Source organism: Pseudoalteromonas sp. S2893, assembly GCF_005887105.1.
Classification (GTDB): Bacteria; Pseudomonadota; Gammaproteobacteria; order Enterobacterales; family Alteromonadaceae; genus Pseudoalteromonas; species Pseudoalteromonas atlantica.
Genome location: NZ_PNCY01000029.1, coordinates 29468 through 44184, shown reverse-complemented (window position 1 = coordinate 44184; position 14717 = coordinate 29468). Strand labels below are relative to the sequence as shown.

Genomic DNA, 14717 nt, shown 5'->3' with positions numbered 1-14717 from the left:
TCTTTAGCGCAGAAATTAATAGTTGTCATAACAAGATGGCTAATAAAAATATTAGCCATCTTACGTTACTAAGTGATTAAACCGCGCGGTTTAATAACATAGATTTAATTTGTCCAATTGCTTTGGTCGGGTTAAGACCCTTAGGACAAACGCTAACACAGTTCATGATACTGTGGCAACGGAACACACTGAACGCATCGTCTAAGTCTGCTAAACGTTCTTCAGTTGCCGTATCGCGGCTATCTGCCAAGAAACGGTAAGCATGAAGAAGGCCTGCTGGACCAATGAACTTGTCTGGATTCCACCAGAACGAAGGACACGATGTAGAACAACATGCACATAAAATACACTCGTAAAGTCCATCTAATTTATCACGTTCTTCAATAGATTGAAGACGCTCACCAGCCGCTGGCTGATCGTTAATTAGGTATGGTTTAACTTTTTCGTACTGAGTGTAGAACTGACTCATGTCAATAACAAGGTCACGTACCACAGGTAAGCCAGGTAAAGGACGAATTACAATAGTACCTTTGCCGCCTTTTTGCAGCGTAGATAATGGTGTAATACATGCTAAACCATTTTTACCATTCATGTTAACGCCATCAGAGCCACACACGCCTTCACGACATGAGCGACGGAATGATAATGTTGGATCTTGCTCTTTTAATAATAAAAGTGCATCCAATACCATCATGTCCTGACCTTCCTCTGTTTGCAAAGTATATTCTTGCATACGAGGTGCGTTATCAACATCCGGATTGTAACGATAAACTGAAAATTGTACTTGTGCCATCGTCTCGCTCCTAGTAGGTACGTGCTTTAGGTGGGAACGCTTCACGCGTCTTAGGCGCGTAGTTTACGTCACGCTTGCTCATTTCATCCGTTACCGGATTGAATACTGAGTGACATAACCAGTTTTCGTCATCACGATCTGGGTAGTCAAAGCGAGAGTGTGCACCACGGCTTTCAGTACGGAAGTTTGCAGCTACTGCAGTTGAGTAAGCTGTTTCCATTAAGTTGTCTAGTTCAAGACATTCGATACGCTGCGTGTTGAAGTCTGATGATTTATCATCAAGACGTGCATGCTGCAGACGTTCACGAATTTCTTTAAGCTCTTTTAGACCTGTCGCCATAGACTCACCTTCACGGAATACCGAGAAGTTAAGCTGCATACATTGTTGTAGGTCTTTTTTGATTTGAACTGGGTCTTCACCTTGGCCAGCCGTTGAATTTTCCCAACGGTTAAAGCGTGCAAGAGACGCGTCAATATCAGATGCTGTCGGTGCTTTAGTAATTTCAACTTCGTTTAGGTATTTACCTAGGAAGTTACCCGCAGCACGGCCAAATACAACTAAATCAAGTAATGAGTTACCACCTAGGCGGTTTGCACCATGTACAGATACACAGGCAATTTCACCTACTGCAAATAAGCCTTCTACTACTTTTTCGTTACCGTTAGCATCGATTTGTAGCGCTTGACCATTTACGTTAGTTGGAACACCACCCATCATGTAGTGACAAGTTGGTATTACTGGAATTGGCTCTTTAGCAGGGTCAACGTGTGCGAAAGTTTTAGCAAGGTCACATACGCCTGGTAGACGTAAGTTAAGCGTTTCTTCACCTAAGTGGTCAAGTTTCAGCTTAAGGTGTGGACCCCAAGGACCATCACAGCCACGGCCTTCACGGATTTCAGTCATCATTGAACGTGCTACAACGTCACGAGACGCTAAGTCTTTAGCGTTTGGTGCATATCGTTCCATGAAGCGTTCGCCATCTTTATTTAAAAGATAACCACCTTCACCACGACAACCTTCCGTTACAAGTGTACCAGCGCCTGCAATACCCGTTGGATGGAATTGCCACATTTCCATATCTTGCATAGCAACGCCTGCACGGGCTGCCATACCAACACCATCACCCGTATTAATGTGAGCATTGGTTGTTGATGCGAAAATACGACCAGCACCGCCGGTTGCAAGTACAACAGCTTTTGATTTGAAGAAAGTGATTTCACCTGTTTCAATCTCAATTGCTGTACAGCCTACTACATCGCCATTGTCGTTTTTAACTAAATCTAGTGCGTACCACTCAGAGAATACATTAGTTTGGTTTTTAACGTTTTGTTGGTATAGAAGGTGTAATAAAGCATGACCAGTACGGTCAGCTGCTGCTGCGGTACGTGCAGCTTGTTCACCACCAAAGTTTTTCGATTGACCACCGAAAGGACGTTGGTAAACACGGCCATTTTCAAAACGAGAAAATGGTAAACCCATGTTTTCTAATTCAGTAATAGCTTCTGGGCCTGTTTGACACATGTATTCGATAGCGTCTTGGTCACCGATAAAATCGGAACCTTTAACGGTATCGTACATATGCCATTCCCAGTTGTCTTCGTGTGAATTACCTAGCGCTACTGTAATACCACCCTGTGCAGATACAGTGTGTGAGCGTGTTGGGAATACTTTAGATATTAATGCACACGTTTTGCCAGATTCGGTAATGGCAAGAGCGGCGCGCATACCAGCACCACCTGCACCAATTACTACGGCGTCAAATTCACGAACAGAATATTTCACTTAAACACCCCATAAAACGATTAGACCAATAGCTACGTAAGCAACGGCCATCAGGTTTAATACAAAGCCTAAAACAGCGCGTAGTTTAGCGTTTTTAACGTAATCCGTTAAAACTTGCCAAAGGCCAATGCGGGTATGAACCATCATGCATACAAGAGTAATAAGTGTAAAACCCTTCATTGCTAGATTAGAGAATAGGCCTGTCCAGGCTTCGAAAGTGACTTCTGGCGTTGCTAAAAAATAGCCGATAATAAAAATCGCGTATGCGGTGATTACTAGTGCCGTGGTACGTAAAGATACGAAATCTTGTACACCATCACGTTTAAGAGTTGCTTGATTTAAGACCATATCCACACCCCTGCCAGTACGGCAAATACAACGCCAAGTGCCATTGCAATTTTAGCGCTAAGGTTACCTGATTCAAGTTCTTCCCAGTGGCCCATATCCATAATGATGTGACGGATACCACCAATAAGGTGATAACCCAATACAGAAAGTGTGCCCCAAGCTATGAATTTGGCAATGAATCCGCTAAACAGACCCTTGACGAATTCAAAACCTTCAGCTGAAGAAAGAGACTCAGACCAAGCCCAAATGACAAACGTTAAAGCAAAAAATAATGCAACACCGGTGACGCGGTGAAAGATTGATGCTTTAGCCGTTGCCGGCATAGATATAGTTGTTAGATCTAGATTTACAGGTCTTTGCTTTTTCACAGTTACTTGCCCATCTTGCTCACATTGGAGCTCATCTACTTGTTTTTCTAAAACCCACCAAAATTTCTGGTGGAACTATCAAAGTAAACGTGTCAATACAGCAAAAGTTCACAAATCTGCAAAAATTACGCTGTAAAAATATGTTTACCTAAATACAAAGCGGTTTAAAACCTCCGATAGTATATATACCCAAAGGTTGTTTTACAATTCTTGTTTAGTTAGAGACGTTTGCGAATTAGCCGATAGTATAATATTTAATTAATACCGAATATTTATTATACATATATGCATAATGTTTATAAAAATTGACTTTAACCCCCTCTTTCACGTTAAAATGCGAAGATGTGCTTAAAACAAGATTTCAGAACTTTAAAAATCTAAAAATCAGAATAGATATCTTAATAGGAGATACATAGATGGCAGATAAAAAAGCCACAGTCCATATTGATGGACTAGATCCAATCGAACTTCCAATTTATCAAGGCACTGCTGGCCAAGATGTGATCGACGTACGTACGTTAGGTTCACACGGTCACTTTACTTATGACCCAGGTTTCATGTCGACTGGCTCTTGTGAATCTGCAATCACCTACATTGATGGTGGTAAAGGTGTATTACTTCACCGTGGTTACCCAATTGAGCAATTAGCTGAAGACTCTAACTACATCGAGCTTTGTTACTTACTATTAAACGGTGAGTTACCAACTAAAGAGCAATACGATGTATTTGCAAAAGAAATCACGCATAACACCATGCTTGATGAGAAAATTGCTAACTTTTTCCAAGGTTTCCGCTTCGATGCTCACCCAATGGCAATGCTATGTGGTGTAGTAGGCGCATTATCTTCTTTTTACCACGAAGATCTTGATATTACTGATGCAAGCCAACGTAAAACAAGCGCTATTAAACTTGTCGCTAAATTACCGACTATTGCAGCTATGGCGTACAAAACAAACATTGGTCAACCGTTTGTTTACCCACGTAACGATTTAAGCTACGCAGAAAACTTCTTACACATGATGTTCTCTGTACCGGCTGAAGAATACAAAGTTAACCCTGTGACAGCTAAAGCAATGGATAAAATCTTCATGCTTCATGCTGATCATGAGCAAAACGCTTCAACGTCAACAGTTCGTTTAGCGGGTTCTTCAGGCGCTAACCCATATGCATGTATTGCAGCGGGTATCGCATCTCTTTGGGGCCCTGCTCACGGCGGTGCTAACGAAGCATGTTTAAACATGTTAGAAGAGATTGGTTCTGTTGATCGTATTGATGAGTACGTAGCAAAAGCAAAAGATAAGTCTGATCCGTTCCGTCTTATGGGCTTTGGTCACCGTGTTTACAAAAACTTCGACCCACGCGCTACAGTAATGCGTCAAACGTGTCACGAAGTATTAGAAGAGCTTAACATTCAAGATCCGCTTCTTGATATTGCAATGAAGCTTGAACAAATTGCCCTTGAAGACCCATACTTTGTAGAGAAGAAACTTTACCCTAACGTTGATTTCTACTCAGGTATTATCTTAAAAGCGATTGGTATTCCAACAAGCATGTTCACTGTAATTTTTGCAATGGCACGTACTGTTGGTTGGATCACTCACTGGGATGAGATGCTATCTCAACCTGGTCATAAGATCAGCCGCCCTCGTCAAATGTATACTGGTTACACTCAACGTGACTTCGTATCAACTGACAAGCGCTAAGCTTAGTTAGTTAAAAAAGGCCGCTTTTGCGGCCTTTTTTGTGCGCTTTGCTTGTTAATTTTATGAAACCGATTACAATTCCTGCCTAAATTTATAGATGTTGAATAGCCATGCCTTCTCAAGAGTTTGATATAACAAAAATCCGCAACGACTTCCCTACTTTAAACCAAACCCTTAATGGCAACCCTTTAGTATATTTAGATTCTGGCGCAACCTCGCAAAAGCCACAAAGCGTTATTGATGCAACGACTCGTTTTTATAATTTAGGCAACGCAAACGTTCACAGAGGCCGCCACACCTTAAGCGAGCGCGCCACAGAGCAATATGAAGAAGCAAGATTAAAAACAGCTGATTACTTTAACGTAAATGCTAAAGAAATCGTCTGGACAAAAGGCGCAACAGAGGCGCTAAATTTACTTGCTCATGGCCTACAAAGGCAAATTACTGGTGAAGATACGGTATTAATTACCCCCCTTGAGCACCACGCTAATATTGTTCCTTGGCAGGTATTAACGCAAAATACAGGGGCTACGCTATCTGCACTTCCCCTTGAGCAAAACGCGACGTTTAATATAGCGCGCTGTGTAGACATCATCACACATACTAAAGCAAAGGTGCTGTGTATCAGCCAAGCGTCTAATGCATTAGGTAATATTACCAATTTAGTCCCATTAATAGCTGCAGCGAAAGCAGTCGGCACGTTAGTTGTTGTTGATGGCGCACAAGGAGCCATGCATTTACACCCTAATTTAAAGCAGCTTGGATGCGATTTTTATGTATTCTCAGCGCATAAAATGCTTGGCCCTACGGGTGTAGGGGGCTTATATGGTCGCTATGAATTACTTAATGCGCTTACCCCGTATCAAACGGGTGGTGAGATGATAGATACTGTAACGCTTGAAAAAAGCACCTACAGAGACGCTCCTGCTAAATTTGAGACCGGCACCCCAAATATAGCCGGCGTCATTGGCTTTAGTGCAGCAATTGATTATTTATCAGCCCTAAACATTCAACAGTTACAGCGCCATGAGCAGGCTATTTTTAATTATGCAGCTACACAGTTGAGTAAAATTAACGGTATTACTATTTATAGCGACCTAAACAACAATATTGGCACCCTTAGTTTTAATTATAAAAGTGAACACCCTTACGATTTGGCAACTTTGCTTGACGGATTTGGTATTGCAGTACGCAGTGGACACCATTGTACGCAACCATTAATGCACCATTTAGGGGTAAAAGGCACTGTTCGAGCAAGCTTTGCATTTTATAATACCCATCAAGATGTTGATAATTTGATCAATGCCTTGAAAGAAACGATTGAATTATTAGACTAATTTAGGATAACTCATGACAAATACGTTTAAAAACGTAGTAAAACCTATACAACAGGCGCAGTCTTGGCAGCAAAAATATCGCGAAATAATGCTTCTGGGCAAAACACTTCCCGCTTTAGCCGATGTACTTAAAACCGATGACGCGCTTGTGCCAGGGTGTGAGAGCAAAGTGTGGATGTTTATGGAGTTTGACGATAGCGAGAATCGTTTAGTGGTTATTGGCGACTCAGACACCCGCATTGTAAAAGGCTTATTAGCGATAATTTTAGCGCTTTATAATGGCTTAACACCTGAAGAAGTCGTGAATATTAATGCGTATGACGAATTTGAAAAGTTAGGCTTAATTAAACACCTTAGTGCATCTCGAGGGAACGGAATAAAAGCCATGGTCGAGGCAATTCAAAGCATGGCAACTAACAAGCTCAATTAAACTATTGAGCTTGTTGTAAACGCTTTTTTTTATCTAAATATTTACGTACCGCTTTAGCCGCTACAAAAAAGCCAAAACTTCCGGTGATCATAGTTACCGAGCCAAACCCATTATTACAATCCATATTCATTGTACCATCAGCATTTTGTTTAGCATGGCATACACTGCCATCACTGCCTGGGTAAACAAGTTGCTCAGTTGAGTACACACAATCAATATTAAATTTGCGTTTAGGGTTGTTACTAAAATTATATTGTTTGCGTAAAATATAACGCACTTTAGCAAGTAGCGGATCTTGCGTGGTTTTAGCCACATCACCAAATGTTATTTGGCTAGGATCTGTTTGCCCACCCGCGCCGCCAGTAGTAATTATAGGCATTTTATTACGCTTACAATGAGCAATAAGCGCTGCTTTTTCTTTAACTGCATCAATACAGTCAATAACGTAATCAAAACCTTGAATATGCTCACGAATATTTTCAAGAGTAATAAAGTCATCTATCACAGTTACTTTACACGCTGGGTTTATCAGTTCGCAGCGGCTTTTCATTGCATCTACTTTGGCTTGGCCAATACTGCCGCTAAGTGCATGAATTTGCCTATTTACGTTCGTCGCGCAAATATCATCTAAATCAATTAAAGTGATTTTACCCACGCCTGTACGTGCTAAAGCTTCGGCGGCCCAACTTCCTACACCGCCTATCCCCACTACACAAAAATGGGCTTGTTGTAGCCAGTCAAATTGTTGGTTACCGTATAGGCGTTTGATCCCGCCAAAACGAATATCTGTTACTTTTTCGCTCATTACCAATCCAGTTCCCATGGCGATTGCCATGCTTGAAATTCTTGATGATTAATTAATTGCTGGTACTCATCACCCGTAGTAGGTAGCAAAGAGCAATTAATTTGCTCCCCATGCCATAAAAAACTTAACGCATAGGCATGAAGATACGCCCGCTCAGCTGCGCTGCCATTATAAAGTGTATCGCCTAAAATTGGCGCCCCTAAACTTTTTAATGCCACTCTAAGTTGGTGGGTTTTACCCGAATACGGCTTTAAAATATACGCTCTAAACCCCGGCTTATAACTAAAAGAATAAAAGCGGGTAATGGCCGGGTTTTGCAGGGTCGGTAAAAGCTTAAACATGCCCCTGCGAGACTTAGCCATATCACCTTTTATCCACCCTTGCTTTTTTTTAGGTTTAGCATTGCTTATTGCTAAATAAAACTTGTTTATTGCGTGCTCAGTAAAAAGAGACGTAAATTTAGCAGCGGCTTCTTTATTACGACTAAGAATAATAAGGCCAGATGTCACTTTATCAAGGCGGTGAACAGCAAATAATTTTTCGCCAGTTTGCTGCTCAGCTAATACCACAAACCCTTTTTCACCTTCTGAGTGAAAATTAAGCCCCGCTGGTTTTTCAAATATATAAAAATCAGCGTGGCTAAACACTATGGGTAATTCATTTTTAACCATTATTAGGCTTGCTTAGCTTTTAGGTAGGCAATCACTTTTTCTAAATCCTCGGGCGTATCAACCCCAGCATGTGGCGTTACTTTGGCCTGCTCAATTTTGATAGCGTAACCATGATACAACACCCTAAGTTGCTCTAGCGACTCAAGTACTTCAAGCGGCGATACACTTAACTCAATATACTGCTTAATGAAGCCCGCGCGATAAGCATATATACCCACATGGCGCTGAAAAGGCGTTATATCTAACACACTGTCGTTATTTAACATTGCGCTTCTGTCAAACGGAATACTGGCACGTGAAAAGTACAACGCATTTTTATTAATATCACTAACAACCTTCACGGCATTAGGATTAAACACTTCGTCTTGCTCTTCAATGGCTACACTTAATGTTGCCATTGGCGCGCTTGAATTATTTAGTAAAGTGGCAACTTGCGATACGTTTTCGCTGGCAAGTAATGGCTCATCGCCTTGTACATTTACCACTAGGGTTTCTGCGTCTAGCTTAAGTAGGTCAACAACCTCTGCTAAACGTTCAGTGCCCGATTGATGATCTTCTCGCGTTATCAGCACATCGTTTGTGAACAATTTAACAGCATCAAAAACTTTTTGATGATCGGTTGCAATAACCACTTTACTTGCACCTGACAAACACGCTTTTTCATACACGTGTTGAATCATAGGTTTACCGCATATGTCAGCTAATGGTTTGCCAAGCAAACGAGTAGACGCGTAACGTGCAGGTATAACAACTACGAATTCCACTTATCAACCTCATCTTGAGATAGCTCGCGCGCTTCATTTTCTAAAAGTACCGGTATATCGTCGCGTACTGGGTATGCAAGTTTAGCAGCAGTACTAATAAGTTCTGCATTTTCTTTATCAAAACGAAGCTTTCCTTTACACACAGGACAAGCAATTATTTCAAGTAATTTTGTATCAAAGGCCATTGAGGATCCCTTTTTGTTTTAATAATAAATCTAATTTATGTATTACAGCGTCAGTAGGTTTTGCATTTACGGGTAGGTAGTACCAAGTATCTTTTGCAAAGTCTCTACATTTTACTGCATCTTTTTCTGTCATTAATACGTTATCATCATTAAATTGAGTAAAATCAGCCATGCTATAAGCATAGTGATCTCGATAATGATGAGTCGAAAGCAGCTGAATATTTTGCCCCTTTAATGAATCTTCAAAACGTTGTGGGTTACCAATGGCACTTACCGCATGGCCTTTTTCAATTGTTTTATTCACAGGGGTATTGTTAGCAACGTGTTTAAGTGCACCAGTTTGCAAAACGTAGCTAAGGGATGCATCTCCCCCGTTTTCAATCACTAAATCAACGCTATTTAATCTGTTTGTGGTTTCACGTAATGGCCCTGCAGGCATAACAAAGCCATTACCAAATCGCCTTTGGCTATCAACAACGCAGCACTCTATATCGCGCGCCATTTTATAATGCTGCATACCATCATCTGAGATTATGACATCCACACAAAATTGCTGCTCTAATAATGTAATGTTGGCTTTTCTATCGGGTCCGACAACAAGTGGACATTTTAAGCGATTAAATAAAAGTATTGGCTCATCACCGGCTTGTGCACTTGTTACGCCACGATCTACCACCAACGGGTAGCTGTTGGCTTTACCGCCGTAACCTCGGCTGATAATGCCCACTTTTAGACCTTGCTCTGACAAGTATTCGTAAAGCCATAACACAAATGGCGTTTTGCCATTCCCACCTACACTTATATTGCCCACCACAATCACTTTAGATTTAGCTTTAAAAGGCGTGGCAAAGCCAACCTTAAAAAACCATTTCCTAATGCTTGAAATAAACCAAAAAAGCGCAGCTAATGGCAGTAAAAGTAGCGTTATAAAACTAAATGGTTTATACCAGCTTTGCTCTATTTTACTCACCCGTGCTCACCAAACTGCATTTTACATAGAGCTGAATAAGTACCATCTTTAGCTAATAAACTCTGATGATCGCCACTTTCAATCACCCGGCCACCATCAATAACGTATATTTTGTCGCTGTTCTCAATGGTTGAAAGACGATGGGCGATTACTATAGACGTTTTGTCTTGCATAAGGGTATCAAGAGCTTGCTGAATTAGTTTTTCAGACTCTGTGTCTAAGGCTGAAGTTGCTTCATCTAAAATTAAAATAGGTGCATCTTTTAATATAGCGCGAGCAATTGCTATACGTTGACGTTGACCACCAGAGAGCATCACCCCGTTTTCACCGACCATGGTATTGAGTTGCTCAGGTAGGTCTTTAACAAATTCCCACACGTGAGCTTGTTTAACCACCTCTTCTAGTTGCTGAGGTGTTATTTCGCGGCTTATGCCATAACAAATATTATTGGCAATTGTGTCGTTAAATAACACAACTTGCTGAGATACTAAGGCAAACTGGCGGCGTAAATCGGCCAGTTTATATTTCTCAAGCGCAACGCCATCTAATAAAATTTCACTTGGTGCTTCTAAATCATAATAACGCGGTAATAAATTAGAAATAGTCGATTTACCCGAGCCTGAGCGCCCTACAAGCGCGATGCTTTCACCGGCCTTTATACTTATTGATAGGTTATTTAAAACAGCTTCATCTTTAGTTGGGTATTTAAAGGTAACATTTTTAACCTCAATTTCGCCCTTCACTTTATCTACGGTGTAAGTACCTTTGTCTTTTTCAATTTCTTCATCTAAAACTAAAAAAATACTTTGCGCTGCAGAAATACCGCGCTGCATATCACTGTTCACGTTTGCTAATTGTTTAAGCGGGCGTAAAAGCATCATCATAGAAGAAATGAGTACCATAAAATCGCCAGAGCTGATTGTATCTATCATTGAAGGCATAGATACAACCCACAAAATAACAGCCATTGCACTTGCTGCAAGCACTTGAATTACCGATACGCTTAACGCTTTAGTGGCATCCATTTTAATACGTTGCTGACGATTATGATTATTGATTTTTGAAAACTGGTCGATTTCTTGTTTTTGCCCACCAAAGCCATGAATAACTTTGTGTCCACTTAGCATTTGCTCAGAGCTACGGGTGACCTGCCCCATTGCAGACTGTATATTTTTTGAAATATGGCGAAAGCGTTTAGACACAAACGTTACAATAATTGCCACTAATGGAATGATCACTAAAAAAATCAGCGAAAGCTGCCAGCTGGTATAAAACATAAGGGCAAGTAGAAAAACGACAAAAGCGCCTTCTCTTACAACAATTAACAGTGCTTTGGTGATTGCTTGCTGAACTTGTTCTGTATCAAAAGTAATTTTTGAAATTAAATCACCTGTTGAGTTTTTATCATGAAACGAAACAGGCAAATGTAATATGTGTTCAAATAACTGCTGGCGTAACGAACGTACTACTTGCGAGCCTACATAGCTTAGGCAATACGAAGACATAAAATTAAACAGGCCACGCCCTATTACCAGCGCAATTACAACAAAAGGGGCATAAGCTAGCACTTCGCTATTACGTTGGTTTAGGCCTTCATCAATAAAGGGTTTCATTAATTGAATAAATAAAGCATCCATACCCGAATAGCCGATCATTCCAATAATAGCGACGAAGGCAACGCTTTTATAATCACCAACGTAAGAAATCAACCGTTTATAAATTTGTGTAGTACTTTGACTCATATTACTCTCGTTATACAATTACAGCCCTTATTGTATCCTTCAAACCGTTAAAACTAAACGTCAATCTTCTATAAACCAATAACTTTCGTGTTTGCGCGCCGTTGTCACTTTAAAGCTATCTTGATAAATACTTACCGTAATTTGCCCATCAAGCGCCGTAACATATTGTTTAGCATTTATTGCTTTGTAGCGCGAAACCACTTTTTCACTGGGAAATTGCCATTGGCCATGAAAAGCTGTTGAGTGAATAACCGTATGCGGATTTACATGGTTGATAAATTCCGTGCTTGAAGACGTATCGCTGCCATGATGAGGGCTTAGAATCACATCGGCTTGTAATGAGTGAGTTCTAATAAGGCTCAGCTCACGTGCTTTAGAAATATCACCCGTTAATAACATAGTAAGTTGGGGTGATTTGATTAAAAGCACACACGAATTATCATTTTCGTTATTAAATGTGCTATCGGCAAAGCTGCTAATGCGTAATCCATTAAAGTTATAATCTAAAGAGATACACTGTGTGGTTATGCCATATGGGTGAAAGCGCTTAAAGCTTTCACCAAATCCTGCATTAATAAAATGTGCTGCGCCCCCTGCATGATCGTTGTCTTGATGGCTTATTATTGCATCACTGACGGTTAAGTTATGTGTTTTCAAATAAGGAATTAACACACTGTATGTACGGCTAAAACGGTTAAAATAACTAGGGCCAAAATCGTAAACCAGCGCTTGATTGTCTTTTTCGAGTAACGTCATTAATCCGTGCCCAACATCAAACACATGCAGTTGCCAAAGAGGTTTTGGTAAATACAGATAATCTATTAATGTAACGCATAGAGGAATGAGTACTAAACGTTTAAAGGGGCTAAACCAGGCGATTAATATGCATAGATAAGCTGCAACTAAGTACAATGTACGCGGTTTAGCTATATCTAACCATCTGTAATGCCAAGGGATTGCATCCATATACTTAAACAATGTTATAAGTACACTATCGAATAATAAAATGACGGGCGTTATATCTACCACAGCACTTATTATCGTAAATAGCAGCAAAAGAGGCATGATCGCAACGCTTAATAATGGAATTGCCAATAAATTAATAACCAGCCCAGCAATACTTACCCCACTAAAATAAATAAGGGTAATTGGCAAAAGCCCAATAAATAAAGCAAGCTGCATAATACACAGCGCTATAAACACGCCAAGCCAATTATATTTAGTTTTAGGAAGGTGCTTTATAACAAGGAAAATAATTGCAACCGCAATAAAAGAAAAATATAAACCTGGGTTTAAAACATTAAAAGGATTGATGAGTAATACAGCGACTAAAGCATATAGAATGCTTCGCCAGCGCAGTGGCTGTTTGGCAATAAAGTAAAGACCTAATACGCAACTCAACATAATAAATGCGCGAGTCGCTGAGAGTAAAAATTCACTTAAATAAACATATATAAATGCCGCTAACCAGCCGATAAAACAATAAATAATAGTTAAATTAATAGACTGTAATACATTAATTTTCAAAATGTATGCTGTGTACTTACTCAGTAAATAAAAACAGCTGAATATAAGCCCTATGTGTAACCCTGAAATAGCTAATAAATGGCTGAGCCCTAAACTTTGCATTGTTTGTTTATTTTCAAACGACATCAGTGATTTATCACCACTAAGCAATGCATAATAAAGCCAATTAAGCGTTGTATTTTGATAGGTGTGTTTTAAAAACGCCCTGTATTTATAAATTATTGAAGGTGAAGCCGCGTTAGTAATGCGCAATTGTTTATTAAGTACTTTGCCTTTAAATAATATGCGTTGTTTAAAGGCATGCACATTATTATCAAACACACCTCTATTTTTAATTGTTCTGAATTTTTTCAGCGCTATTGTTGCCTCAAACATATCGCCCTGCTTAATAAGCTGTGCAGAATCGACACTTAACATGGCTTTAGGTGCTTTAAATTTGTGTATTCCATCCCCATTTAACTTTAATAACGTTGCTTTTATATACTGTGGTTGCTTTGCAGAGATAACCTCATCAACAAGAATTGTGGCAGGGTAAGCATAGTTATTTTCATCATTTGGCAATGTATAGCTATAAAACAGGTAAAAGTGCACAACAATGCAGCAAATAGCTAAAATAAACCCTAACAAAACATTCAAAAACGGCTTAAAATAGGCGCTCGCAATAAGGACAGATATTGTGATGACTGTAAATTCATGGGTTTGATAATAAAATACGGTTGAAATACAACCTATTACAAATCCAAGACTAATCCACACTGAAGTAAATGGTTGCTTGAAATGCCTAAGAAAACGATCCAACGATTTTTACCTGATCCTAATAAAATTAGGCATCATAAAACACTTAGAATATTCGGCCGCCTATTACAAGACGCCAACCTATGGCATTTAAACAGACGCTCGGCAAGGGGCGCATTTGCGGTTGGTTTATTTTTTGCGTTCATCCCTGTTCCTTTTCAAATGGTTTTAGCCGCTGCGGCAGCTATTGTATTTAGAGTTAACTTACCTATTTCTGTGGCATTGGTGTGGCTCACCAACCCACTGACTATGCCGCCAATATTTTACGGCTCATACCTTGTAGGTACGCTTGTTTTAAATCAACCAGAGCAGCATTTTGCATTTGAAGCCAGTTGGGCATGGTTCTTAGAAAGCCTTTCTACCATCGGTCCTGCATTTTTAATTGGCTCACTGGTGTGCGCTTCTGTTGCCGCTATTATTGCTTATTTAGGTATTGATATAATTTGGCGACGCTCTGTACGCAAAGCCTGGTTAGCGCGAAATACTAATACGTAAT

Annotated in this window: 15 protein-coding genes; 4 read left to right on the top strand and 11 right to left on the bottom strand. The window is 40.0% G+C overall.

The annotated features are described in order from the left end of the window. Positions 1 to 76: 76 nt before the first annotated feature. The 4 genes from CWC04_RS13430 to sdhC are packed head-to-tail and all read right to left on the bottom strand — an operon-like array spanning position 77 to position 3292. Complete coding sequence (locus tag CWC04_RS13430; RefSeq protein ID WP_004586682.1) at positions 77 to 793, bottom strand: succinate dehydrogenase iron-sulfur subunit; 717 nt, start codon at positions 791 to 793, stop codon at positions 77 to 79. Between the two features lie 10 nt (positions 794 to 803). After that, positions 804 to 2576 (bottom strand): succinate dehydrogenase flavoprotein subunit, encoded by a 1773-nt coding sequence (gene sdhA, locus CWC04_RS13425; protein ID WP_004586683.1) that lies wholly within the window; start codon positions 2574 to 2576, stop codon positions 804 to 806. Next, positions 2577 to 2924 carry a succinate dehydrogenase, hydrophobic membrane anchor protein gene (gene sdhD, locus CWC04_RS13420; RefSeq protein ID WP_004586684.1) on the bottom strand — a complete coding sequence of 116 codons (348 nt, stop codon included), beginning with the start codon at positions 2922 to 2924 and terminating at the stop codon, positions 2577 to 2579. It lies immediately after the preceding gene. Further along, positions 2915 to 3292: a succinate dehydrogenase, cytochrome b556 subunit gene (gene sdhC / locus CWC04_RS13415; RefSeq protein ID WP_084554498.1), complete on the bottom strand. Its 378-nt coding sequence runs from the start codon at positions 3290 to 3292 to the stop codon at positions 2915 to 2917. The genes sdhD and sdhC overlap by 10 nt, the downstream gene beginning before the upstream one ends. 416 nt (positions 3293 to 3708) lie before the next feature. Here sdhC and CWC04_RS13410 point away from each other — a divergent pair, with 416 nt between their 5' ends. From CWC04_RS13410 to CWC04_RS13400, 3 genes are all read left to right on the top strand, one after another. Then, positions 3709 to 4995 carry a citrate synthase gene (locus CWC04_RS13410; RefSeq protein WP_126007169.1) on the top strand — a complete coding sequence of 429 codons (1287 nt, stop codon included), beginning with the start codon at positions 3709 to 3711 and terminating at the stop codon, positions 4993 to 4995. 110 nt (positions 4996 to 5105) lie between these two features. Next, positions 5106 to 6332, top strand: coding sequence for an aminotransferase class V-fold PLP-dependent enzyme (locus tag CWC04_RS13405; RefSeq protein WP_138685655.1), 1227 nt, complete (start codon positions 5106 to 5108; stop codon positions 6330 to 6332). A 13-nt stretch (positions 6333 to 6345) separates the two neighbouring features. Then, a complete protein-coding gene (locus CWC04_RS13400) occupies positions 6346 to 6762 on the top strand; it encodes a SufE family protein (protein ID WP_004586688.1) in 417 nt (138 codons plus the stop codon). A gap of 1 nt (position 6763) precedes the next feature. On the opposite strand, the gene tcdA is transcribed toward CWC04_RS13400, so the two are convergent. The 7 genes from tcdA to CWC04_RS13365 are packed head-to-tail and all read right to left on the bottom strand — an operon-like array spanning position 6764 to position 14224. Continuing rightward, positions 6764 to 7567, bottom strand: coding sequence for a tRNA cyclic N6-threonylcarbamoyladenosine(37) synthase TcdA (gene tcdA, locus CWC04_RS13395; RefSeq protein ID WP_138685654.1), 804 nt, complete (start codon positions 7565 to 7567; stop codon positions 6764 to 6766). Continuing rightward, the gene (locus tag CWC04_RS13390) at positions 7567 to 8238 is read right to left on the bottom strand and encodes a TIGR01621 family pseudouridine synthase (RefSeq protein WP_138685653.1); all 672 of its coding nucleotides are present in this window, start codon (positions 8236 to 8238) and stop codon (positions 7567 to 7569) included. The genes tcdA and CWC04_RS13390 overlap by 1 nt, the downstream gene beginning before the upstream one ends. A gap of 2 nt (positions 8239 to 8240) precedes the next feature. Then, positions 8241 to 9002 carry a 3-deoxy-manno-octulosonate cytidylyltransferase gene (gene kdsB, locus CWC04_RS13385; RefSeq protein ID WP_138685652.1) on the bottom strand — a complete coding sequence of 254 codons (762 nt, stop codon included), beginning with the start codon at positions 9000 to 9002 and terminating at the stop codon, positions 8241 to 8243. After that, on the bottom strand, positions 8990 to 9187 hold the full coding sequence (locus tag CWC04_RS13380) for a Trm112 family protein (RefSeq protein WP_004586692.1): 198 nt from the start codon (positions 9185 to 9187) through the stop codon (positions 8990 to 8992). The genes kdsB and CWC04_RS13380 overlap by 13 nt, the downstream gene beginning before the upstream one ends. Then, positions 9177 to 10157 (bottom strand): tetraacyldisaccharide 4'-kinase, encoded by a 981-nt coding sequence (lpxK, locus tag CWC04_RS13375; protein ID WP_138685651.1) that lies wholly within the window; start codon positions 10155 to 10157, stop codon positions 9177 to 9179. Before lpxK ends, CWC04_RS13380 begins: the two co-directional genes overlap by 11 nt. Continuing rightward, positions 10154 to 11899, bottom strand: coding sequence for a lipid A export permease/ATP-binding protein MsbA (gene msbA, locus CWC04_RS13370; RefSeq protein ID WP_004586694.1), 1746 nt, complete (start codon positions 11897 to 11899; stop codon positions 10154 to 10156). Before msbA ends, lpxK begins: the two co-directional genes overlap by 4 nt. A gap of 60 nt (positions 11900 to 11959) precedes the next feature. Next, positions 11960 to 14224: a DNA internalization-related competence protein ComEC/Rec2 gene (locus tag CWC04_RS13365; RefSeq protein ID WP_138685650.1), complete on the bottom strand. Its 2265-nt coding sequence runs from the start codon at positions 14222 to 14224 to the stop codon at positions 11960 to 11962. On the opposite strand from CWC04_RS13365, the gene CWC04_RS13360 reads away from it, so the two are divergent. Next, complete coding sequence (locus CWC04_RS13360) at positions 14204 to 14716, top strand: DUF2062 domain-containing protein (RefSeq protein ID WP_024033538.1); 513 nt, start codon at positions 14204 to 14206, stop codon at positions 14714 to 14716. The two genes, CWC04_RS13365 and CWC04_RS13360, sit on opposite strands and share 21 nt — an antisense overlap. Position 14717: the final 1 nt, after the last annotated feature.

What these genes read in the sequence shown, in the direction of transcription:
- CWC04_RS13430 (WP_004586682.1), bottom strand. Translation starts at nt 793, where the DNA reads ATGGCACAAGTACAATTTTCAGTTTATCGTTACAATCCGGATGTTGAT.
- sdhD (WP_004586684.1), bottom strand. Translation starts at nt 2,924, where the DNA reads ATGGTCTTAAATCAAGCAACTCTTAAACGTGATGGTGTACAAGATTTC.
- CWC04_RS13410 (WP_126007169.1), top strand. Translation starts at nt 3,709, where the DNA reads ATGGCAGATAAAAAAGCCACAGTCCATATTGATGGACTAGATCCAATC.
- CWC04_RS13405 (WP_138685655.1), top strand. Translation starts at nt 5,106, where the DNA reads ATGCCTTCTCAAGAGTTTGATATAACAAAAATCCGCAACGACTTCCCT.
- CWC04_RS13400 (WP_004586688.1), top strand. Translation starts at nt 6,346, where the DNA reads ATGACAAATACGTTTAAAAACGTAGTAAAACCTATACAACAGGCGCAG.
- tcdA (WP_138685654.1), bottom strand. Translation starts at nt 7,567, where the DNA reads ATGAGCGAAAAAGTAACAGATATTCGTTTTGGCGGGATCAAACGCCTA.
- CWC04_RS13390 (WP_138685653.1), bottom strand. Translation starts at nt 8,238, where the DNA reads ATGGTTAAAAATGAATTACCCATAGTGTTTAGCCACGCTGATTTTTAT.
- CWC04_RS13380 (WP_004586692.1), bottom strand. Translation starts at nt 9,187, where the DNA reads ATGGCCTTTGATACAAAATTACTTGAAATAATTGCTTGTCCTGTGTGT.
- msbA (WP_004586694.1), bottom strand. Translation starts at nt 11,899, where the DNA reads ATGAGTCAAAGTACTACACAAATTTATAAACGGTTGATTTCTTACGTT.
- CWC04_RS13360 (WP_024033538.1), top strand. Translation starts at nt 14,204, where the DNA reads ATGCCTAAGAAAACGATCCAACGATTTTTACCTGATCCTAATAAAATT.